Below are 20,804 nucleotides of genomic sequence, written 5' to 3' on the forward strand. Positions count from 1 at the left end.
GTATGCGTCGATGCATAGGGACGAGAGTTGTTCCCGCGGTTCCACCCTATTTGCCCAAAAGGCCTACTTCATTCAAAAGCCGCTCCGGAACGCCTTCCTTAATTCTCTATGCCCTGGCTTCCACCATCCCAGGTTCGCTTTCATAGAGGTGATTAAGTACTCCTTTCCTTCCTTGCGACAATGTGTTCATTTTTTTGGTATCATATCAAGTCCAACTTATTTTGTCAAGATTGTAAAGGTTATATACTTAATCATCGGTTAGTATCCAATAGTTTTCAGATTCGTTTAACTTATCATATACTGTTAGTATCCATAAAAATATGATTACATTGGCATATGAATGCTTATTTTAAACGTTCCAATTGGTCGATGAATTTTTTCGACTTTAAATACAAACCGGTATATTCTTCATACAGTCCGAAAATACAAGATTCCAATTGGGCTTTTGTCGATTCCTTCACTCGAATTTTCCCTAATCGTTTAATATCAAAATGATAAAATAATCGCAACAACTTGACGACCGGCTGGGAAACTTTTAAATGGTGTGGATCCGTATGTAAACATTTATCGCAAATAATGCCTCCCTCTTTAATGGAAAAGGCGAAAGGCCCTTCACGATTGCCACAGACGGCACACTGATCGACAATCGGTCGAAAGCCAAGTACAGGAAGCATTTTTATTTCAAAAATATTTTTCAAAACTTGAGGTTCCTCACCTTCGGCCAGGTGCTTCAAAATCTCATAAACGAGCTCAAAAAGAAAAGGGTTTCTCTCCCTTTCTTCCGTGCCTTTATCCAATAGTTCGATAATATACGAAGCATAGGCCGTTAAAAAAATATCCTCCTTTATTCCTCGAAAGCTTTCGATAATCTCTCCCTGTTGAATGGTCCCGAGACCGGATGAAATCGATACGAGGAAATAACCGTATGTAAAAGGCTGTGACACGGGGGCTAGCCTACTTTTTGGTTTTTTTGCCCCCCTTGCCACAGCTCCGATTTTTCCAAATTCACGGGAAAAAATTGTAATAATTTTATTCGCTTCCCCGTAATCCATCGAACGGAGAACGATTCCTTCGATTTTTTGAAACAAAGAAGTTCACCATCCGTATTATCGATCAACTTTGGGTCATTGGTTCATCTCGTTCTGGTATTTCGATTTTTTCTATGTTTGGAGCATCTTCCATTTCCTTTTCTATTTCTTTATAAAGAAGGTATGTGTCGATATTTCCTGTTTGGCTAAATACCTTCCAAGTAAAATCAAGCATGGAAAACCCCACCTTTATTTTTTTTTACCAGCCAGCTGACCCTCGTTTGTGCTTTTTATTTTTTCCGAACCGCGTGAAAAGATGAAACGTAAATTTTAACAGCCCAAATATTACCTGTTAATCAATATTCATCTTCTCTATAACCAAATTCTTTTAAAATTCCCGCTTTATTTCGCCAATCCTTTTGAACCTTTACCCATAACTCTAAGTATACTTTCGAACCGAGAAGACGTTCAATATCTTCCCTCGACCGTTTTCCGATTTCCTTTAACATTCGGCCTTGTTTCCCGATGATGATCCCCTTTTGAGAGTTTCGTTCGACGATGATTGCAGCCATAATATGAACGATCCCACGATCATCTTTCTTTTCAATTTTCTCAATTAAAACGGCTACTGAATGGGGAATTTCTTCACGCGTTAAATGCAACACCTTTTCCCGAATAAGTTCGGCGATAATAAACCGCTCCGGATGATCGGTAACTTGGTCCCTCGGATAATATTGGGGTCCTTCGGGCAAATAACGTTTAATCGTCTCTAATAAATTTTCCACATTATTTCCTTGAATGGCAGAAATCGGAATAATTTCGGCAAAATCATACACGTCCTTATAGCTAGAAATAATAGAAAATAGTTCATCCGGATGGACTAAATCGATTTTATTAATTACGAGAAAGACAGGGGTATTAACACCCTGTAATTTTTCAACGATAAATTCTTCGCCTTTTCCAAACTTTTCTTCTGCATTGACCATAAATAAGACGAGGTCTACTTCATTTAATGTATTGGTAGCCACCTTCATCATAAATTGGCCAAGACGATGTTTCGGCTTATGAATCCCCGGCGTATCGATAAAAATCATTTGGGCATCATCCGCTGTCAACACACCTTGGATCTTGTTTCTCGTCGTTTGAGCCTTATCGCTCATAATGGCGATTTTCTGACCGATTACATAATTCAGAAAAGTCGATTTTCCTACATTTGGTCTTCCGATAATCGTAATAAACCCGGATTTAAATCGTTTATTTTCCATGTAAATCCCCCGAATGAAAGGCGCCTGGAAGCAATTTTTCAACCGTCGTTTCCAAAACATCACCTTTTAAATTCGTCAAAATGACTTTCATATCCGGTGGACAAAGTTCACTCATCACTTGCCTGCATGACCCACATGGAGAAACTGGACGGTCCGTATCCGCCACAACGGCAATCGCCACAAATTCCCGATCCCCTTCCGAAACAGCTTTAAAAAGCGCCGTCCTTTCTGCACAGTTTGTAACACTATAGGCGGCATTTTCAATATTGCATCCGTGATACACTTTCCCCTCTTTCGTTAAAAGGGCAGCACCAACGGGAAATTTCGAATATGGAACATATGCTTGATTTCGTGCGAATTTTGCTTCTTCAATTAATTTTTTCGAATTCAAGTACGTCACCTTCTTTTCTTTATTTTACTATAACAAAAAGTAAATGTTAACGATTACAAACGTCTATTTTAGCATTTTAATTAGTTTAAAGGACAATTTTCGGTAAAAATATGATACAACCGATCAGGACACTAGCAATCGCGTATACGAGGCATGCACTCGCTGCGATGTCCTTCGCTTGTTTCGCCACCGGATGGAATTTTTCCTCTACTAAATCAACTGTGCGTTCGATGGCTGTATTCATCAACTCAGCGGAAATCATTCCACCGATTGTTAAAATCAAAATCGTCCACTCAATGCTACTTATTCGAAAATAAAAACCGAAAAAGACAACGATAAACGTGGCTAAAATATGGATTTTTAAATTTTGCTCCCTTTTAAAAGCTAAATAGAAGCCGTTTATAGCAAATCGAAAGGAATGAATGAGTTTTTTCATGGCAAACGGCCTCACCTTGTTAAACCATATTTTTGTAAAATGAGTTCTTGTCTCGTAAACATTTCTTTTTCTTCAGCTTCTGTTTCATGGTTATACCCGAGTAAATGTAAAAAACCATGGACGGAAAGAAAACCGAGTTCCCTCATAAACGAATGACCATATTCTTTCGCTTGTTCCTCTGCCTTCGGTACGGAAATAATAATATCGCCAAGAACCCGTGGCATTTGTTCAGTAATGATCTCCAGTTCTCCCTCCGCCCTTTCCTCCAACGCGAAGGAAATGACATCCGTCGGTTGGTTTTTTCCCCGGTAGTCTCGGTTTATTTCAGTAATCCGTTCGTTATCAACAAAGGTTAAGGATAGTTCAGCTTGCTGTTCGATTCCTTCTTGCTGTGCTGCAAATTCCAATAAACGGATAATTTCCTTTACCTGTTCCTCCGCTAACAAACCCGTTTCATCCGTAAAATCAATCGATACGTTCATTCTTTTTCACCTTCATCTAGTTCTGGATATTTAATCCGATTGTGGAAAATTCCATGTAACGATTCACATAACGTTTTTTCCACCGTCTGTAATTCCCTCATTGTAATATCACATTCATCAAATTGATTGTCATTAATTCGATCTTTAATAATTTTCTTTACTAAATTTTCAATCTCATCCATACTTGGATTTTTCATGGATCGAACGGCCGCCTCCACACTGTCTGCGATGCTGATGACCGCCGCTTCCTTCGTTTGTGGCTTCGGGCCAGGGTACCGGTAATCTTCTTCTCGGACCTCTTTTCCCATTTCCTTTGCCTTGTGATAAAAAAATTGTAGAAGACTTGTGCCGTGATGTTGTAAGGCAATGTCAATGATTTCCTTTGGCATATGGTGCTTTTCCAAAATTTTTGCTCCGTCCGTCGTATGTGCAACAATAATATCTTTACTGACATCGGGAGAGATCCGGTCATGGGGATTATCGATGTTCACTTGGTTTTCGATAAAGAAATTCGGTCTTCGAGTTTTCCCAATATCATGGTAATAAGAACCGACCCTCGCCAACAATCCGTTTGCTCCGATCGCCTCGCATGCTGCGTCAGCCAAATTCGCCACCATCACGCTATGATGATACGTTCCCGGCGCTTCCGTCAAAATTTTCTTTAATAGTGGATGATTCGGATTCGATAACTCGATTAACTTCACCGTCGATAAAATTCCAAAGCCTGCTTCAAAAAAGGGTAATAACCCGATGGATAAAACGGCAGAACCGACGCCGGAACCGATTCCCGTTAATGCATAAAATAAGTATTGCATATAGCTCATTTGTGAATTTAAAACGAACAGCACAGCACCGATAATAAACACATTCACAAGGGAGACGAACAATCCTGCTTGAAATATTTTAGAACGTTGGTTTTGGTTTGTCAAAAAGATAATGCCTGCCATTCCGCTAATTAAAATATAAATTCCAACTGACAAATGAAAACTACCTGACGTTTGTCCATTGAAAATAATCGTTCCACTAATAGCTGAAACAATCAAACTAATAATCGCTAACCGATCGTTAATTAATATTTTTAGTAATAATGTACTCATTGCAGCAGGATATAAATAGGCCAAGTCCACCTGTGTAGAAGAAAGGAAACTAATTCCTTTCATCAACAGGATCGATATAATGAGGATGAAATTGAAAATAAATAATTCTTTTATATCCCCTTTATCATTTTTTCCCCGATGATAAAAAACGACACCTAGTAATAGAATAACGATCATCGCGATACCAATGGAAGGGTAAATCGTTTGCTTCGCATCGACGAGACCGAGCAATTCCAATTGTCGATACACTTCATTAGTGATCAGTTGTCCCTCTTCGACGATAATTTGTCCTTGCAAAATCGTTACGGGTTGGATATTTTCCCCTGCTTGCTCACGTAATTGTTCTGTCGCTTCTGGCGAATAAAATTCATTTTGAATCACCGCATATCTCCCGAGCTCGATCGTCGCTTCCTTTAAATCGCTCGGTAAAGAAATATAACGAATTTCTTCTTCAGCTTGCTTTTTTGCATTTTCCACTTGGGAAGCACTAATCCGTTCGGTCATCACATTATTGACAGCTGTGACAGCAGCATCCCTTGCGATTTCCAAATTATTTTTCGAACTCGTTACAAGGGCTTCTAGCGTCGATTCAGAAAGGTCATTAATCACTTCATCGGTCAGTTTTTCCTTTAACATTTTTACCTTTTCCGATGTCGATGGTTCTTTAAACGGTTCTTCGCTCTCTTCATTCTCCTTCTTTAAAGCATTCACTTCATCCAATACCTCAATGGTAGAATCGAATATGGATGTGATTAAATCAACCCGGTTTTGTGCATATTCCGGTTTTAATACGTATTGAGGCTGGACTTGATTGATTGCTTCAGTCCGTTTTTTTTCTGTCATCTCCTTGTCTTCGATCGTAAATGGAGCTCGAATCGTTTCTTGTGCAATCGAAAACTTCTTTATATCCAGTTGTTCTGGAAGGACATTTCCGTACATCGAAAAAAATAAAACGATACCTGTAACAATCATAAGAAACCATTTGGATACTGTTTTATTGAACCATCGATTCATCATAGAAGATAACTTTTTTCGTTTTTTCATCCCGACCACCTTGTCTTATTGTTCTGGTCATCTAAACTGTTACGAAAAGGGAGAAATGAATCTTGAAAATGTTTCTCAATACTTATACGCGTTTTTGTCGATATCGATAACCAATTCAATCCTAGGAGAGATTCCTTTCCTTTTCCACTCCAAATGAATCATTGTTAAATACGGAGGGGGAACTTGTCCAATTAAACCTCCCCCCGATTTAGGATGTTTGTACGGATATTTCTCCCCCTCATCCTGTTTCCTTTTACGATTGACGTTTGTAGGCAGAGATGATTTTTGCGACTAGTGGATGTCTTACAACGTCGCCTTCTTCTAAATAGATAAACGAGATTCCGGGAATATTTTTTAAAATTTTCTCCACATTGACTAAACCAGAATGAACACCTTTTGGTAAATCGATTTGCGTTTTATCCCCGGTAATAACCATTTTTGAACCAAATCCAAGCCGAGTTAAAAACATTTTCATTTGCGCCTCTGTCGTATTTTGCGCTTCATCTAAAATGACAAAGGCGTCATCTAACGTTCGACCACGCATATATGCAAGTGGGGCAATTTCAATCGTTCCCCGTTCGATTAGTCGCACCGTTTGTTCCGTACCGAGTACGTCGTAAAGGGCGTCATATAGGGGGCGTAAATAGGGATCTACCTTTTCTTTCAAATCACCTGGCAAAAATCCTAAATTTTCACCGGCTTCGACTGCAGGTCTCGTCAAGATAATTCGTTTGACCAAATTATTTCTCAATGCATGGACAGCGAGAACAACCGCCAAATACGTTTTCCCTGTTCCAGCAGGTCCGATACCGAAAACGAGATCATGATTTTTAATCGCATGGACATATTCCCGTTGACCTAATGTTTTTGCACGGATCGGTTTTCCCTTCGCATTTTTCGATATAATTTCTTCGTATAATTCGATAAAATAGTCCCCTTTCCCTTCCCGTTCCATTTGTATCGCTAAGGTGACGTCTCTAAGGCCAATCTGGATCCCCTTTTCGATCAGTTTATACAAATTGACAATTATTTTTCTTGCAGATTGAATCACCCGTTCCTCGTCTCCGATAATACGGATCGAGCCACCCCTTGTAACGATCGATACGTTTAATTCCTTTTCAATCATCTTCAAATTTTGATCATTTGTCCCAAATAATTCATACGGGTTTTCAATCGGTTGTAATTGTAATTCCTTCGTATCCAAAAATAACAACACTCCTCAATTTTGTTGGATAATCGCTTGTGCCTTTGCAATATTTTCAATGACTTCAAATAGGATGGATATTTTTAATGTACCATTGTCCTTCATTTCATGCAAAGTTTTTTCGCTTTCAATGGTTATTTCTTCATCAAGTTGATGATAAAGATCTGCCCTTGCCTTTTGTAAAGCCAATCTTTTCGCTTCTTCATAACTATACGTTTTTGTCACCGTTTCTACTTCATATATTGTTTCTGATATAAACGAAATTGGTAAGGTCCATTTTAAAAATTTGATAGTTGCTTTTGTTTGTTCAATTTCCGATTGGTCAAAATGGGAAGGCTGAACCCCCCAAATGGGGAGTTTGAAATGGAAAAATTCCAAGTACTTTTTCGTTTTCCTTTCACCTGTAAACACCTTCCATTCCGATTGCAATTTGACGGATACATCCGCTTTATACCACGTTTTTCCCCAAACTTTCCCTTCAGCTGCAATCGATTGTTTGTTCTCCTCTGTACCGATGACACCACTGACAAGAATCTGCCCCCGTTTCACATATTCATTTCGTTTAATGACGGGTTGTCCCTTTTCGATAAAATAATCAACGATAACCGCCTCTTTTTTAGCGATTAAATGTTGAGGCGATGCCAACTCCCTCTCTTCCGGTCTTTCCTTTTCTACTACTTGAAAATAATAGGTTGTCCCTTTTAATTTTACACCGATCCATGTAATTTCGTCATTGAGTTCTGTAATTTTCCGTTGAATCGTTTGGGGATCATCGACAAATAGTAATAACTGACCTTTCCGAATTCCCATCCCTTGCAATTGTTTCAATATTTTATACTGGAGCTCAGGACTTGCCCCACGAATTTCAATTTTCCAAATCATATTTGATAAAAGCAGAATTAAGAGGATTGCAAGAAAGATACTGAGAAAAAAACCGGAATAAGACTTTGCTTTTTGATAAAGGAAAGGTAAACCTTTTTTTTCGATAAACCGAATTTTTAGGCGGTGATGGCGAACAGCTTTTTTGAGAAAAGGAATATGTTGAATAGACATCTGAAAGGTTATGGAATGTTCGTCTTCCCTTTTCATATTCCAAAGGGGTACTTGGTCTTTTATTAGTCGATTGACAAATCGTTCGATTCCATCTCCTATCAGTTGCACCGTCACATAACCGAACACGTTTTTCAGCCAACGGTTCTTCATTTTAAGCCTCCTCAATCACGAATAAAAAAAATTTGTTCAATCCTACCTTCCAGCAACAACTCTTCCGGTAAAATCGTTTTAATGACAAAGCCCTTTCCTTTCACCAATAGTTGACCTTGATTCAATAATACCCGAAATTCTTCATCGGTGAATGTTAATAATCCTTTATGATTTTCTATGTATAGGTGAATTGGTCCAACCATTGTAATTCGGGGAAAGTCCATTAAAACATCTTCGGGGAGATCCATTCGTTTTGTCATCCATTTTTTGAGCGTTTGCATCCATTTTTTGCCCATAAAAGAACCCCCTTTTCATCTCATATGTATGAGTGAAAAGGGGGGAATAGCACAGATTTTGACATTTTCAACCGATTTTGCTAAAAGGTTTTATTTGTGAAAATGGTTTGATGAATAAGGTTTTTTTGATCGAGGTGGTCCTAAAATTTCCGACCAAACGATTCCACTAACAACCGTATTTTTAGATACATTCGGAATATACGGACGATTGGACAGCTTTTGTACATTCCGTTTCCGCGTCCTTTCTAATAAGGGCTCGATGGGATCGATTTCCACTATTTCATGGAACGTTGCGGATTGAACCGGTTGAGTCTCGGCAACTTTTTTCGTCTTATTTTCACTGATTACCGTTTGTTTTTCTTGCCATGTGGATTCTGGAATTTTTTGTTCGATTGATCTTCTCATTTCCTCGAAAAGGGATTTATGCTCTTTACGTTCTGCTGCTTTCTTCTTTTCTGTTGGAATACGTTTTTTCTGCTCTTTTTTTTCTCGATCTTGAAAAAGGGAGACGAGAAAACCAAGTATGATTAATATAAACCCTAGATTGCTAAAGAAAAAATCAATCAAGGGGTTTCCCTCCCCTCTTGTTATTCTTCATTGTTCGAATTATTCGAATCGTTAAATTCTTCCTCTGTAGCTTTACCTATCGATTGTCTCATTTGTGTATCGGCCATGATATTTTTATAATTCATATAATCCATTACCCCTAAATTGCCGGAACGGAATGCTTCTGCAATCGCAAGGGGTACTTCTGCCTCTGCTTCAACAACCTTCGCACGCATTTCTTGGACCCTTGCCACCATTTCTTGTTCAGAAGCAACAGCCATCGCACGCCGTTCCTCTGCCTTCGCTTGAGCAATTTTCTTATCTGCTTCCGCTTGATCCGTTTGTAGCATCGCACCGATGTTTTTACCGATATCCACATCAGCAATATCGATCGACAAAATTTCAAAAGCCGTTCCTGCATCTAAACCTTTCTTTAAAACGGTTTGGGAAATTAAATCCGGATTTTCCAATACGGCACCGTGGCTTGTGGAAGAACCGATTGTAGAAACGATCCCTTCACCAACCCGGGCGATGATCGTATCTTCTCCGGCACCACCGACGAGTCGATCGATATTGGCACGAACGGTAATTCTCGCCTTTGCCTTTACTTCAATTCCATCCATCGCAACACCAGCAATAAATGGTGTTTCAATTACCTTTGGATTAACGCTCATTTGCACTGCTTCCAAAACGTCTCGACCAGCCAAATCGATGGCAGCACAACGTTCAAAGGTCAAAGAAATATTTGCCCGTTGCGCAGCAATTAATGCATTTACGACCCGGTCGACGTTCCCACCGGCTAAATAATGGCTTTCCAACTGATTAATGGACACATTCAATCCTGCTTTATACGCTTTAATCAATGGATTGACGATTCGATTCGGGATGACTCGCCTTAAACGCATTCCAATTAACGTAAAAATGCTAATTTTTACCCCTGCAGCAAGGGCGGAAATCCAGAGCATAACTGGAATAAACGAAAGTAGTAAAAGCAATAAAATGAGCGCTGCTGCAATAAGTATTAATAGGAAAATGTCTACTCCACCAAACATCTTTTTTCCTCCTTATCAATTATGTTTCATCTTGATATTCCCGAACGACCACCCTTGGCCCTTCTACCTCAATGACAATGATTTTTTTTCCACTGCCTATAAAGCCGCCTTCGGTTACGGCATCGATTCGCTCGTTTCCAATTAGAATCGTTCCCGATGGTCTAAGGGGGGTAATCGTTGTACCAATTTTGTCAATTAAATCGGTACGGGTTGGATTCGAAACATACCCTTGTTCTGTACTCGTCGAATCCCGTAAAACAATTTTATTAAATAGGGTCATTTTTTTACCAAAAAATTTCATTAAAATCACCATCGCTACGATTCCGACTGTAATCGCAAATAAAAGATTGATCGACATTTCAACAACGTTGTTTCCAGCCACTAAAATGGATAGGAAAATACTTCCTAAACCAATGAGCCCAACAATTCCACCCGGAATAAAAATTTCTACGATGATTAGGACGATTCCTATAACGAATAAAATAATGGACTCATAACCGGCAAGTCCGGCTACAAAATGTCCGTAAAAGAACAGGAGCAAGGAAACGATACCCATGTAACCAGGTATACCGAAACCGGGAGAATACAATTCCAATATGAGGCCGAGACTGGCGATCGATAATAAAATAGGCACGACAATTGGATTCGTAATAAATTCCGCTAATTTTTCGGCAAAGGTTTTATCGACAAATTGGACATCTCTTTCAGTATATCCGAATTGTTTTAAAAGATCCGTTCGACTTTGTACAATTCCATCCGCATACCCGACTTCGACTGCTTCCTTTGCCGTCAAAGTCAAAAGTTTACCCTTCGGTGCTTCGTATTCAGGTAAGTCGATGGACTCATCGATCATTGCAAGTCCATAAATTGGATCTTTTCCTGCCCGTTCGGCGGCATCTCTCATTTTCGAATTCCAATAAGACTGGGCCTTTCGATCTGCAGCCGTCCCGTCTTGGTTAATGACCTCTGCAGCGCCCATATTCCCATTTGGCGACATATAAATATGATCCGTGTTCAAGGCGATATATGCACCTGCGGAAATGGCATCTGGATTAATAAAAGTAACGGTTTTGATTTTTGTTTTCGTCAACAAATCTCCAATATCGACTGCAGTATCGACGAATCCACCGGGCGTATCCATTTCAAAAACGATAAGTTCTGCACCATTTTCCTCCGCCTCATCCACAGCCCGCTGTAAATATTCATACAATCCTTTCGTAATTTCACTATCGATTTTCACATAAAATACGGGCTTATGTTCGGCCAATACTTTAACAGTAGGCATGAGGAGAAAGAAGGAAAGTAAGAAAAGAAAGAATATTCGGATCGAAAGTCTTCTCAATAGTACCCCCCCTTCTTTATTTGTCATATTCTTATTACGTTTAAACACTCGATTAGTTTCATTATAACCATAATTTTTAATGAATTTAACCTACAGAACAAATTGAAATCTCGCGAAGGACGTTTACAATAGCCTTTAGCTTATTTATGTATGGATATACCCTTTGTCTAAAAAAGGGGAAATAAAAAGGTCCCTTAAAATAAGGAACCTTGTATGAATAGATTTTAAGATAAAAGTTTTTGGACGAGCTGGTTAACTTTTGCTCCATCTGCCTTACCTTTTACTTTCGGCATCACAGCAGCCATTACTTTTCCCATATCTGCCTTAGATGAAGCGCCTATATCAGCAATCGTCTGTTCGATAATGGAAATCAGTTCATCATCGGATAATTGTTTTGGTAAATATTGATTGATGTAAGTCAGTTCCTTTTTCATTTTTTCAATTAAATCAGTCCTGCCGGCTTTTTCGAACTCTTGGAGGGAGTCTTTTCGTTGTTTTACTTCGCGAGATAGAACAGTCAACTCTTCGTCATTCGTCAATTGATTTTTGCCAAGCTTAATCGATTCATTTTGAATGGAAGCCTTAATCATTCGAATAACTGAGAGTTTTTCCTTCTCTTTGTTCTTCATCGCTACTTTCATATCTTCATTTAAACGATCGAGAAGACTCAAATTTTTACACCCTCTCTTACCATTTCCGTTTTCTAGCTGCTTCAGACTTTTTCTTCCGTCTTACGCTTGGCTTTTCGTAAAATTCACGTTTTCTAATTTCTTGTAGAGTACCCGTTTTCGATACTTGACGTTTAAAGCGACGCAAAGCATCGTCTAGGGATTCATTTTTACGAACGACTGTTTTGGTCATCTCTTTCCCTCCCTCCGAACAAACCAGCTTACATCAATTTTTTTACCATGTACCTACAAAATTATAATATAATGAGCCATTTCGGTCAACCATCAAGGAAAGAAAATCGACCAAAAGCGGACAATTCGCTCATTTTTTTTTCTTGTGCTCATACAATTGGATTGAGGTGAGGACATGTTTACTGCTATTTTTTTTCTACTGTTTTTGTTTTTGTTTCTCGGAGGACTGACGATTATGCGGACAGGCTTAATGAATTTGTCTGGTAATCGTTTGAAGAAATGGCTCCTCATGTTTACGTCTACTCCATGGAAAGGAATGTTATTTGGAATTTTCGTGACCGTGCTTTTGCAAAGTAGTTCCGCTGTGATGATTATAGTCGTCGGTTTGATTTCTGCAAATCTTTTGACCTTTCGAAAATCGATCGGTATCATTCTCGGTACGAATATTGGAACGACGGCAACGATCGAATTACTCGCTTTCGGAACGGAGGATATTATTTTTCCTTTTCTCATCATTGGCAGTTTATGTTTATTTTTTTCAAATAAACGTTTACGAAGTATCGGCTTATTCTTTTTAGGTGTCGGTTTCATTTTTTTTGCAATGGCTGGGTTTGAAAGGTTAGCAAAACCGTTAGCAAATACCGGATATCTTTCATCATTGTTTGTTCAAATGAATGAAGAGTTCTTGATTGCTACGGGTGTTGGGGCAGTCGTAACCGCATTGATTCAATCGAGCACAGCGATGACAGGTATCGCCATCGGTCTATTGGAGGAAAACATTTTATCCTTGAAAGGGGCCATCGCCGTTATGTTAGGATCGAATATTGGAACGTGCCTAGATACGTTAATTGCAGGAATTGTTGGGGGAAAAGAAGCGAGGTTAACAGCTTATGCCCATATTTGGTTAAATGTTTTCGGTGTTGTTTTATTTCTCCCGATTTTAGAGCCATTCGCCCAATTCAATACGATGTTATCTCCATTTCCCGATCAACAATTAGCCCATGCAAGTTTCTTTTTCAATCTGATCGTTTCTCTTCTCGTTCTCCCCTTTTCAAAACCTTTTTCAATCTTAATTGAAAAAGTTCACGGTTTAAGTCAAACCGATTGATTTATAGGGCAAAAAAGGAAAGGCGAATTCATCAACATCGATTTCCAATTGAACTTCTATGTTCGACCCGATTGTTACAAAAAAGGACTGCTCAAAAAGTACAGCCCTTTCTTCAAAAATGCAATTCGATTGTTTTCATTTCGATAGCGGCCCTTTTGAAAGGTATGACCTAGCCTTTTTAACTCGCATCGTTCGTGGAGTCTTCGGCTCGTTTTGTTTCCACTTGAGCGCCTTCTTTCCTTCATTAACTTAGGGACCGATTGATCGGACAGTCCCTTCTTCCATTCTTTTTAATTACTCAAAAATCGTTTAATAATCTTCGCTTCCCATGAGTCCTTTCATAATTGCAACACCGGCACTGGCACCGATTCGTGTTGCACCGGCTTCAATCATCGCCTTTGCATCTTCCAAACTTCGAACACCACCGGAAGCTTTCACTCCGATATTCGGTCCAACCGTCTCCCGCATGAGTCGTACATCTTCAACCGTTGCACCGCCGGTTGAAAATCCAGTTGAAGTTTTAACAAAATCAGTGCCTGCTTCAACTGATAATTGACATGCCGTGACTTTTTCTTCATCCGTCAAAAGGCTCGTTTCAATAATCACTTTTACAAGGGCTTTCCCTTTGGCCGCTTCCACAACACGGGCTATATCGGTTTTGACCGTTTCTGTATTCCCACTTTTTAACGCACCAATATTGATGACCATATCGATTTCTTCGGCACCCTTTTCGATGGCATCCTTTGCTTCAAATACTTTTGTATCCGTCGTGGTCGCACCGAGGGGAAAACCGATTACTGTACAAACTTTCACATCGGAATCGGAAAGGAGTTCATTTGCCTTTGGAACCCATACAGGATTAACACATACGCTGGCGAATCCAAACTCTTTCGCTTCACTGCATAATTTTTCAATTTGGTCACCGGTAGTGTCCGCTTTCAATAACGTGTGGTCGATAAATTTTGCTAAATTCATGTTTGATCATCCTTTTTTTGTATTTTTAGAGTTGTTATTAAACAACTCGGAACGAAACGAGAACAACCGATTTTTTTCCTATCAAAAATTCGATTATTGGTTTATGACTAGACGTTCATGATCATTTAAATCATCGAGAACACGAACCCATTTCCCTTCACTGTAAGGATATCCTGCTTTCGTAATCTTAACACGGACAATTTGCCCGATCATTTCTTCCGATCCTGGAAAAACAACTTTTATATAGTTATCCGAATATCCTTCAAGAAACGTTCCTTTGGCATCTTCTTTATATACGCCTTCTGGAATCACTTCCAGTTCTTTTCCTTCAAAGCGGGATGTATATTGATTGGCTAGTCGATCCGAAAGACTAATCAATCGATGCACCCTTCTTTCTTTAATTTCCTCAGGTACTTGATTTTCCATACGAGCAGCTGGTGTTCCTGTTCGCTTCGAATATGGGAACACATGGAGTTCAGCAAATTGATGTTTTTCAATAAATTTGTACGTTTCTAAAAACTCCTCTTCCGTTTCTCCAGGAAATCCGACAATCACATCGGAAGTAATGGCTACATCTGGTAACGCTTGTTTCAATTTTAAAATCCGTTCCTCATATTCGGCCATCGTATACTTCCGTCTCATTCGTTTTAATACCGAGTCCGAACCGGATTGCAAAGGTACGTGCATATGGCGAACGATAATATTGGATCGATCAATGACATCGATTACTTCATCCGTTAATTGGCTCGCCTCGATGGAGGAAATCCGTAAACGTTTCAAGCCGCTTACTTCCTTTTCAAGATCTTCAAGTAACATCGCCAAACTGTAGTCCTTTAAATCTTGCCCGTATCCACCAGTATGGATACCCGTTAAAACGATTTCTTTATAACCGGCATCAACCAACTGTTGGGCTTGACGAATAACCGCCTTTGGATCCCTCGAACGCATGAGCCCCCGAGCCCAAGGAATAATACAGAACGTGCAAAAATTGTTACATCCTTCTTGAATTTTTAACGAAGCCCTCGTACGGTCGGTGAAAGTTGGTACGTCCATTTCTTCGAATACTCGATTTTTCATAATATTGTGGACCCCATTAATCGGTTGCCGCATTCGTTTATATTGTTCGACGTATTCGATAATTTTCGTCCGATCTTGGGTTCCGATGACCACATCTACCCCAGGAATGGCTAACACTTCTGCAGGAGATGTTTGGGCATAACAACCGGCAACGCAAATAACCGCATCGGGGTTTTTCCGAATCGCCCGGCGAATTATTTGTCTACTCTTTTTATCTCCTGTATTCGTTACGGTGCATGTATTAATCACGTAAACATCCGCTTTTGAATCAAATTCCACTCGCTCATAACCGTTTTTTTGAAATAATTGCCACATGGCCTCAGTTTCGTAATGATTTACTTTACAACCTAAGGTATAAAAGGCAACTGACGGCATAATAAATCACCTCGACAATTCAAAATGAAAAGATATGGCAGAAAGGGCGTATAACGGAGCCGTTTCCGCACGTAAAATGCGCGGACCTAAACCGATAGAGATAAATCCTTCTTCCTTTAGTTTTTCTATTTCTGCTTCAGAAAAACCTCCCTCAGGTCCAAACATAAGAAAGATGGAATCTCCTTTTTTCACTTGTTGAAGGGTGTTATAAAATTGAAACGACTCCCCGCTCCTCGCCTCCATCTCATAAGCAACGATCTTCCATTTTATTTGGGAAACGATTTTTAAACACCGATCAAAGGAAAGGGGCTCGTCAATTTTAGGAACGACTAATCGCTCTGACTGTTCTGCCGCTTCCTTGGCAATCTTCTGCCAACGGCGCTGTCTCTTTTTCCCTTTTGAATCATCGAGCTTGACAACGGAATTTGTCGCTTGGAACGGAATAAATCGTTTCGCCCCTAATTCGGTCCCTTTCTGAACTACAATATCAAATTTATCCCCTTTTAGTAAAGCACTACCAATCGTCACTTCAATTGGTAATTCCCGGTTTTCTTCCACCCACTCTCTAATTTTAACCGTTACCGATTCCTTTTCAATTTGAAAAAGTTCGCAGATGGCCACTTTACCTTCTGGAAAGACGATCGCTATTTTATCACCTATTTTCAATCGCATAACGTGGACGATATGGTGGTAATCATCGCCGGTAATCGTAATTATTTCCCCGTTTAATTGATGATCATTTAAAAAATAACGTTGCATGGCAACTCCCCGTATTTTATAATTTAACGTTTTTTTGCAATGATCGTCACCCAATCTTCCATCAGTAAAGTTTCATGGATAACGAAATTCGCATCTTGTAGGGCATCTTCCACTTCTTTTCGTTTCAAATTAATAATGCCCGATGCGATGAAATATCCGTCCTTTTCTAGAGAACGGTAAGCATCTTTTGAAAATCTTATAATGATTTCCGCTAACAAATTGGCCACAATGACGTTCGCCTTTTCATCAATTCCATCAAGCAAATTATTTTGCTTAACGGTAACAACATCGTGAACTTTATTTAATTTTATATTCAATTTCGCACTAGTGACGGCGATTTCATCTAAATCGAGGGCGAGGACTTTCCCAGCCTTTAACAGTGCTGCTGCGATACTTAAAACTCCCGAACCGGTACCTACATCGAATACAACATCACCAGGTTTTACCGTTTGTTCGAGTGCTTGAATACTCATTACCGTCGTCGGATGGGTCCCAGTTCCAAAGGCCATTCCTGGATCTAGTTCGATAATTAATTCATCGGTATCGACAGGCTGGTAATCTTCCCACGTTGGCACGATAGTGAAATGTTTTGATATTTTCACTGGATTGTAATATTTTTTCCAAGCTGTCGCCCATTCTTCTTCATTGACTTCACTAATCGTCACTTTATTTTTCCCAAGATCGATATCGTACAATATTAAGTTGTTAATCGCAGTTTTAATTTCTTCCACCGTTTCGCCTAAAAAACTAGTAACGGGCAAATACGCTTTAATGATCACGCCTTCCTCAGGATAATCTTCCGGATTCAATTCGTAAATTTCCCCGTATTGATTTTCCCTGACTTTCATCCGTTCAAAGGAATCTTCAATGACCGCACCGCTTGCACCGGCTTCATATAAAATATTTAAAATTGGCTCGACCGCCTCATTTGTCGTATGGATGCTTATTTCAGACCATTTCAATCTGCGCCCAACTCCAATCGATTATTCTCCTTTAAATGCACGTTTCATTTTTCCAAAAAATGATTCTTCCTGTTCACCCAACGTTTGTCCACTGATTTCAGCAAACTCTCGGAGCAACTGTTTTTGCTTTTCAGTGAGTTTCGTCGGAGTGACGATTTTCACAGTGATATGTTGATCACCGACTCCATTTCCACGAACATTTTTCACACCTTTACCGCGAAGTCGAAATTTCGTGTTCGTTTGCGTACCTGCCGGAATTTTTAATTTTACTTTCCCGTACAAGGTGGGAACTTCAATTTCATCCCCTAGAGCAGCTTGAACGAATGTGATCGGAACTTCGCAGTAAATATCGTCCTCTTCTCGGTGGAAAAATTCATGGGGTTTTACATAAAATACGATATATAAATCACCAGGAGGTCCGCCGTTTACGCCCGGTTCACCTTGTCCGGCTACCCTTAATTGTTGACCGTCATCAATACCTGCAGGGATTTTAATATGGATTTTTTTCCGTTTTTTCACCCTTCCTGAACCGTGGCAAGTTGGACATTTTTCTTTGATGATTTTACCGGTCCCATTACAATGATAACAAACTCTGCGATTGACAATCCGGCCAAAAGGTGTCGATTGTTCCGTGCTTAATTGACCTGTTCCATGACAATAAGTGCATGTTTCAGGTTTTGTTCCCGGTTTTGCTCCCGTTCCATGACATGTATGACATTCTTCTTCCCGAGGAATTTCGATATCCGTTTCTTTCCCAAAAACCGCTTCTTCAAATGTTAAATTCATCGTGTATTGTAAATCTGCTCCTTGTTTCGGTGCATTCGGATCTCGTCTCCTCGATCGTCCACCGCCAAAAAAGGTTTCAAAAATGTCATCGAAACCGAATCCATCGCCAAAGCCTCCGAACCCACCTTGATCGAATCCTCCGAATCCCTGGCCTGTACCGGCGTGGCCAAATTGATCGTATTGGGCTCGTTTTTGATCATCGCTTAACACTTCATAGGCTTCAGCAATTTCTTTAAATTTTTCATCAGCGCCAGGTTCCTTATTGATATCCGGATGATATTTTTTTGAGAGTTTCCGATATGCCCGCTTAATTTCTTCCTTCGTTGCGTCTCTACTGACACCGAGGATTTCATAGTAATCACGCTTACTCATGCTTTTCCACTCCCGATTCAATTACATAAAATTTATTCTACATGAATCCTTTATCTTATGCAATTCCTATTCAATCACATTTTTCATATTTATTGTATTCGAATGAATCATGGGGTTTGATCCATATTTAGACGATGAAAATATGTGAGAAGGATCAGATGGTCAATGTTTGCTTTTCTTCCATATAAAAAGTCAAAGCCAAGCGAACCTGACTTTGACTTTTTATATGTGTATAACTAGTTTTCAAATTGGCGAATGAACGTCGATCCGCTTATCGAAAAAAACCGTGTTCACTCGAAAAGAATTATTGATCATCTTTCACTTCTTCAAAATCTGCATCAACGACATTGTCATCCGGTTTCTTTTCCTGTTGTCCTTGTTGTTCTCCACCTTGTTGTTGGGCTGTTTGTTGATATAGTTTCACCGTTAAATCTTGGACAATTTGGGATAAAGCATCCTTTTTCGCACGAATTTCATCGAGATTATTGTTCTCGATCGCTTTTTTCAGTTCGTTTTTCGCATCTTCTGCCTTTTTAATTTCACTAGTATCCACTTTGCCTTCTAAATCTTTTAACGTTTTATCCGTTGTAAATAATAGTTGATCTGCTTCGTTGCGAAGTTCTGCTTCTTCTTTACGTTTTTTATCGGCTTCCGCATTTTCCTCTGCTTCTTTAATCATCCGCTCGATTTCTTCATCCGACAAACCAGTATTCGATTTAATCGTAATTTTTTGTTGTTTTCCAGTTCCTAAATCCTTCGCACTGACGTTAACAATTCCGTTTTTATCAATATCAAATGTAACTTCAATTTGCGGAACACCACGGGGTGCAGGTGGAATATCCGTCAATTGGAATCGTCCTAAAGTTTTGTTATCTGCAGCCATCGGACGTTCTCCTTGAAGCACATGAATGTCCACCGCCGTTTGGTTATCTGCTGCCGTTGAGAAAATTTGCGATTTCGACGTAGGAATCGTTGTATTTCGTTCAATTAATTTTGTGAATACGCCGCCTAACGTTTCAATTCCGAGAGATAAAGGTGTAACATCGAGAAGTACGACATCTTTCACATCCCCGGTAATTACACCACCTTGAATAGCCGCACCCATCGCTACCACTTCATCCGGGTTAACACCTTTATGAGGATCTTTACCAATTTCCCTTTTAATAGCTTCTTGAACAGCCGGAATTCGCGTAGAACCTCCAACGAGAATTACCTTATCGATTTCATTTGGGGACAGTCCCGCATCTTTTAACGCTTGTCGGGTCGGTCCCATCGTTCGTTCTACTAAATCAGCTGTCAGTTCATCAAATTTCGCCCGGGTCAACGTGACTTCCAAATGAAGAGGACCTTGAGGACCAGCGGATATAAAAGGCAAAGAAATTTGCGTAGTCGTTACACCGGATAATTCTTTTTTCGCTTTCTCTGCAGCATCTTTCAAGCGTTGTAAAGCCATTTTATCGTTGGAAAGATCGATACCATTTTCCTTTTTAAATTGGTCAATTAAGTAATCCATAATCGCCTTGTCGAAATCATCGCCACCTAATTGGTTGTCCCCTGCCGTCGCTCGAACTTCAAACACTCCGTCTCCAAGTTCCAAAATGGAAACGTCGAAAGTACCACCGCCTAAGTCAAAAACGAGGATGATTTGATTTTCTTCTGTTTTATCTAGTCCATAAGATAAAGCAGCTGCAGTTGGTTCGTTGATAATCCGTTCAACTTCTAAACCAGCAATTCTCCCTGCATCTTTTGTCGCCTGTCGTTGGGAATCATTGAAATAGGCAGGAACAGTAATAACCGCCTTCGTTACCGGTTCACCTAAATATTCTTCTGCATAGGATTTTAAATGTTGCAAAATGATGGCTGAGATTTCTTGAGGGGTATATTTTTTTTCTTCTATTTCTACTTTAAAATCTGTTCCCATATGTCGTTTAATAGAGATTACGGTATTTGGATTGGTAATCGCTTGACGTTTAGCCACCTCACCAACTAATCGTTCTCCATTTTTAAATGCGACAACCGATGGGGTCGTACGGTTTCCTTCTGGGTTCGGGATTACTTTCGGTTCCCCACCTTCTAAAACAGATACACAGGAATTTGTCGTTCCTAAATCTATCCCAATAATTTTACTCATAGCTTTTACCTCC

At 39.6% G+C, this 20,804-nt stretch carries 22 protein-coding genes; 1 reads left to right on the forward strand and 21 read right to left on the reverse strand.

Translation table 11 applies throughout. The features are described from left to right. Window positions 1-344: 344 nt before the first annotated feature. The 15 genes from recO to rpsU all read right to left on the reverse strand — a co-directional run bounded on the left by recO (window position 345) and on the right by rpsU (window position 12,247). Entirely contained in the window at window positions 345-1,088 is a 744-nt protein-coding gene (gene recO / locus OE105_RS07560) for a DNA repair protein RecO (RefSeq protein WP_275419600.1), read from the reverse strand. 25 nt (window positions 1,089-1,113) lie between these two features. Further along, window positions 1,114-1,263, reverse strand: coding sequence for a YqzL family protein (locus OE105_RS07565; RefSeq protein ID WP_275419601.1), 150 nt, complete (start codon window positions 1,261-1,263; stop codon window positions 1,114-1,116). 121 nt (window positions 1,264-1,384) lie between these two features. Next, complete coding sequence (gene era, locus OE105_RS07570) at window positions 1,385-2,293, reverse strand: GTPase Era (protein WP_275419602.1); 909 nt, start codon at window positions 2,291-2,293, stop codon at window positions 1,385-1,387. Continuing rightward, complete coding sequence (locus tag OE105_RS07575; RefSeq protein WP_275419603.1) at window positions 2,283-2,684, reverse strand: cytidine deaminase; 402 nt, start codon at window positions 2,682-2,684, stop codon at window positions 2,283-2,285. The genes era and OE105_RS07575 overlap by 11 nt, the downstream gene beginning before the upstream one ends. 85 nt (window positions 2,685-2,769) lie before the next feature. Continuing rightward, complete coding sequence (locus OE105_RS07580) at window positions 2,770-3,120, reverse strand: diacylglycerol kinase family protein (protein WP_275419604.1); 351 nt, start codon at window positions 3,118-3,120, stop codon at window positions 2,770-2,772. Window positions 3,121-3,131: 11 nt separating this feature from the next. Next, complete coding sequence (gene ybeY / locus OE105_RS07585; RefSeq protein ID WP_275419605.1) at window positions 3,132-3,602, reverse strand: rRNA maturation RNase YbeY; 471 nt, start codon at window positions 3,600-3,602, stop codon at window positions 3,132-3,134. Beyond that, window positions 3,599-5,743: an HD family phosphohydrolase gene (locus OE105_RS07590; protein ID WP_275419606.1), complete on the reverse strand. Its 2,145-nt coding sequence runs from the start codon at window positions 5,741-5,743 to the stop codon at window positions 3,599-3,601. The genes ybeY and OE105_RS07590 overlap by 4 nt, the downstream gene beginning before the upstream one ends. A gap of 253 nt (window positions 5,744-5,996) precedes the next feature. Next, window positions 5,997-6,947, reverse strand: a complete 951-nt coding sequence (locus OE105_RS07595; protein ID WP_275419607.1) for a PhoH family protein — start codon at window positions 6,945-6,947, stop codon at window positions 5,997-5,999. A 15-nt stretch (window positions 6,948-6,962) separates the two neighbouring features. Beyond that, on the reverse strand, window positions 6,963-8,150 hold the full coding sequence (yqfD, locus tag OE105_RS07600; protein WP_275419608.1) for a sporulation protein YqfD: 1,188 nt from the start codon (window positions 8,148-8,150) through the stop codon (window positions 6,963-6,965). A gap of 11 nt (window positions 8,151-8,161) precedes the next feature. Beyond that, the gene (yqfC, locus tag OE105_RS07605; protein ID WP_275419609.1) at window positions 8,162-8,446 is read right to left on the reverse strand and encodes a sporulation protein YqfC; all 285 of its coding nucleotides are present in this window, start codon (window positions 8,444-8,446) and stop codon (window positions 8,162-8,164) included. 90 nt (window positions 8,447-8,536) lie between these two features. Beyond that, window positions 8,537-9,013, reverse strand: a complete 477-nt coding sequence (locus OE105_RS07610) for a hypothetical protein (RefSeq protein ID WP_275419610.1) — start codon at window positions 9,011-9,013, stop codon at window positions 8,537-8,539. Window positions 9,014-9,033: 20 nt separating this feature from the next. After that, on the reverse strand, window positions 9,034-10,044 hold the full coding sequence (floA, locus tag OE105_RS07615) for a flotillin-like protein FloA (RefSeq protein ID WP_275419611.1): 1,011 nt from the start codon (window positions 10,042-10,044) through the stop codon (window positions 9,034-9,036). A 19-nt stretch (window positions 10,045-10,063) separates the two neighbouring features. Then, window positions 10,064-11,386 carry an NfeD family protein gene (locus OE105_RS07620; protein WP_275419612.1) on the reverse strand — a complete coding sequence of 441 codons (1,323 nt, stop codon included), beginning with the start codon at window positions 11,384-11,386 and terminating at the stop codon, window positions 10,064-10,066. 224 nt (window positions 11,387-11,610) lie between these two features. Next, window positions 11,611-12,057, reverse strand: a complete 447-nt coding sequence (locus OE105_RS07625; protein ID WP_275419613.1) for a GatB/YqeY domain-containing protein — start codon at window positions 12,055-12,057, stop codon at window positions 11,611-11,613. 16 nt (window positions 12,058-12,073) lie between these two features. Then, the gene (rpsU, locus tag OE105_RS07630; protein WP_275418157.1) at window positions 12,074-12,247 is read right to left on the reverse strand and encodes a 30S ribosomal protein S21; all 174 of its coding nucleotides are present in this window, start codon (window positions 12,245-12,247) and stop codon (window positions 12,074-12,076) included. Between the two features lie 174 nt (window positions 12,248-12,421). Here rpsU and OE105_RS07635 point away from each other — a divergent pair, with 174 nt between their 5' ends. Beyond that, window positions 12,422-13,354, forward strand: a complete 933-nt coding sequence (locus OE105_RS07635) for a Na/Pi symporter (RefSeq protein WP_275419614.1) — start codon at window positions 12,422-12,424, stop codon at window positions 13,352-13,354. A gap of 309 nt (window positions 13,355-13,663) precedes the next feature. Here OE105_RS07635 and deoC read toward each other — a convergent pair whose 3' ends face one another. The 6 genes from deoC to dnaK form a co-directional block, all read right to left on the reverse strand. Next, window positions 13,664-14,329, reverse strand: coding sequence for a deoxyribose-phosphate aldolase (gene deoC / locus OE105_RS07640; RefSeq protein WP_275419615.1), 666 nt, complete (start codon window positions 14,327-14,329; stop codon window positions 13,664-13,666). A gap of 93 nt (window positions 14,330-14,422) precedes the next feature. Beyond that, entirely contained in the window at window positions 14,423-15,781 is a 1,359-nt protein-coding gene (mtaB, locus tag OE105_RS07645) for a tRNA (N(6)-L-threonylcarbamoyladenosine(37)-C(2))-methylthiotransferase MtaB (protein WP_275419616.1), read from the reverse strand. Between the two features lie 6 nt (window positions 15,782-15,787). Beyond that, window positions 15,788-16,540, reverse strand: a complete 753-nt coding sequence (locus tag OE105_RS07650) for a 16S rRNA (uracil(1498)-N(3))-methyltransferase (protein WP_275419617.1) — start codon at window positions 16,538-16,540, stop codon at window positions 15,788-15,790. A gap of 23 nt (window positions 16,541-16,563) precedes the next feature. Beyond that, window positions 16,564-17,502, reverse strand: a complete 939-nt coding sequence (gene prmA / locus OE105_RS07655; protein ID WP_275419618.1) for a 50S ribosomal protein L11 methyltransferase — start codon at window positions 17,500-17,502, stop codon at window positions 16,564-16,566. A 21-nt stretch (window positions 17,503-17,523) separates the two neighbouring features. Next, the gene (gene dnaJ / locus OE105_RS07660) at window positions 17,524-18,660 is read right to left on the reverse strand and encodes a molecular chaperone DnaJ (protein ID WP_275419619.1); all 1,137 of its coding nucleotides are present in this window, start codon (window positions 18,658-18,660) and stop codon (window positions 17,524-17,526) included. A gap of 304 nt (window positions 18,661-18,964) precedes the next feature. Beyond that, window positions 18,965-20,791, reverse strand: coding sequence for a molecular chaperone DnaK (dnaK, locus tag OE105_RS07665; protein WP_275419620.1), 1,827 nt, complete (start codon window positions 20,789-20,791; stop codon window positions 18,965-18,967). Window positions 20,792-20,804: the final 13 nt, after the last annotated feature.

Origin of the sequence: Fervidibacillus halotolerans, assembly GCF_026547205.1 — a bacterium.
In the GTDB taxonomy this organism is placed as follows: domain Bacteria; phylum Bacillota; class Bacilli; order Bacillales; family Caldibacillaceae; genus Fervidibacillus; species Fervidibacillus halotolerans.

Excerpts from the sequence above, each read along its gene's own strand:
- yqfC (WP_275419609.1), bottom strand. The coding sequence starts at position 8,446 with ATGGGCAAAAAATGGATGCAAACGCTCAAAAAATGGATGACAAAACGA.
- rpsU (WP_275418157.1), bottom strand. The coding sequence starts at position 12,247 with ATGACCAAAACAGTCGTTCGTAAAAATGAATCCCTAGACGATGCTTTG.
- OE105_RS07590 (WP_275419606.1), bottom strand. The coding sequence starts at position 5,743 with ATGAAAAAACGAAAAAAGTTATCTTCTATGATGAATCGATGGTTCAAT.
- yqfD (WP_275419608.1), bottom strand. The coding sequence starts at position 8,150 with ATGAAGAACCGTTGGCTGAAAAACGTGTTCGGTTATGTGACGGTGCAA.
- era (WP_275419602.1), bottom strand. The coding sequence starts at position 2,293 with ATGGAAAATAAACGATTTAAATCCGGGTTTATTACGATTATCGGAAGA.
- deoC (WP_275419615.1), bottom strand. The coding sequence starts at position 14,329 with ATGAATTTAGCAAAATTTATCGACCACACGTTATTGAAAGCGGACACT.
- OE105_RS07580 (WP_275419604.1), bottom strand. The coding sequence starts at position 3,120 with ATGAAAAAACTCATTCATTCCTTTCGATTTGCTATAAACGGCTTCTAT.
- dnaJ (WP_275419619.1), bottom strand. The coding sequence starts at position 18,660 with ATGAGTAAGCGTGATTACTATGAAATCCTCGGTGTCAGTAGAGACGCA.
- ybeY (WP_275419605.1), bottom strand. The coding sequence starts at position 3,602 with ATGAACGTATCGATTGATTTTACGGATGAAACGGGTTTGTTAGCGGAG.
- OE105_RS07565 (WP_275419601.1), bottom strand. The coding sequence starts at position 1,263 with ATGCTTGATTTTACTTGGAAGGTATTTAGCCAAACAGGAAATATCGAC.
- OE105_RS07650 (WP_275419617.1), bottom strand. The coding sequence starts at position 16,540 with ATGCAACGTTATTTTTTAAATGATCATCAATTAAACGGGGAAATAATT.
- mtaB (WP_275419616.1), bottom strand. The coding sequence starts at position 15,781 with ATGCCGTCAGTTGCCTTTTATACCTTAGGTTGTAAAGTAAATCATTAC.
- dnaK (WP_275419620.1), bottom strand. The coding sequence starts at position 20,791 with ATGAGTAAAATTATTGGGATAGATTTAGGAACGACAAATTCCTGTGTA.
- OE105_RS07635 (WP_275419614.1), top strand. The coding sequence starts at position 12,422 with ATGTTTACTGCTATTTTTTTTCTACTGTTTTTGTTTTTGTTTCTCGGA.
- floA (WP_275419611.1), bottom strand. The coding sequence starts at position 10,044 with ATGTTTGGTGGAGTAGACATTTTCCTATTAATACTTATTGCAGCAGCG.